Origin of the sequence: Caballeronia sp. LZ029 (assembly GCF_031451275.1) — a bacterium.
GTDB lineage: Bacteria > Pseudomonadota > Gammaproteobacteria > Burkholderiales > Burkholderiaceae > Caballeronia > Caballeronia jiangsuensis.
Genome location: NZ_JARUXO010000073.1, coordinates 1 through 324, shown reverse-complemented (window position 1 = coordinate 324; position 324 = coordinate 1). Strand labels below are relative to the sequence as shown.

1 protein-coding gene is annotated in these 324 nt (G+C 64.8%); it reads left to right on the top strand.

Going from position 1 to position 324, the window contains the following annotated elements:
- A partial coding sequence (locus QCE73_RS34100; protein WP_309885348.1) for a methyltransferase occupies nucleotides 1-324 on the top strand: 324 nt, incomplete at both ends.

The following is a 324-nucleotide window of genomic DNA, read 5'->3' as shown; positions in this document are numbered from 1 at the left end:
GATGAGCGCGTGATCGTGCCGCGTTCGTTCATCGGCGAATTGCTGCAGGACGGCTTGCAGCCTTACGTGGCCGACCCCGACCAGGTCACGCGCGTGCTCGAACTCTGCACCGGTTCGGGCTGCCTCGCGGTGCTCGCGGCGCAGGCGTTCGAAAACGCCGATATCGATGCCGTCGACATCTCCGCCGATGCGCTCGCGGTCGCGCGCCGCAACGTCGACGACTACGAACTCGACGAACGCATCTCGCTTTACGAAGGCGACCTGTATGCGCCGCTGCCGCAAGACGCGCGCTACGAAGTGATCATCACGAACCCGCCATACGTC